General features: G+C 51.9%; 1 protein-coding gene. It reads right to left on the bottom strand.

All coding sequences use genetic code 11. From position 1 onward, the window contains the following. Positions 1-231 (bottom strand): CheR family methyltransferase (locus SB753_RS42075; protein ID WP_410805824.1); only part of this gene is annotated, 231 nt, incomplete at both ends.

Genomic DNA, 231 nt, shown 5'->3' with positions numbered 1-231 from the left:
ATCAATATCCGTGGCAAAAATCTGCACCACGACCTGACTATTCAGTGTCCGCTTTGCTTCAACAATTAACAGCGCAATGGAGTACGCCTCTTCACCCGTGGCGCAACCGGCTACCCATACCCGCAGAGGGCCGGTGTCTGCCTGCTCTACCATGGGATAAATAGCTCGCTTTAGCGCATCAAATGCACTGGCGTCGCGAAAAAAAGCGGTGACGGAGATCAAAATATCTCG

This window comes from Paraburkholderia sp. SIMBA_053 (assembly GCF_046534895.1).
Taxonomy (GTDB): Bacteria; Pseudomonadota; Gammaproteobacteria; order Burkholderiales; family Burkholderiaceae; genus Paraburkholderia; species Paraburkholderia caledonica.
This window is presented reverse-complemented; position numbering and strand designations above follow the sequence as displayed.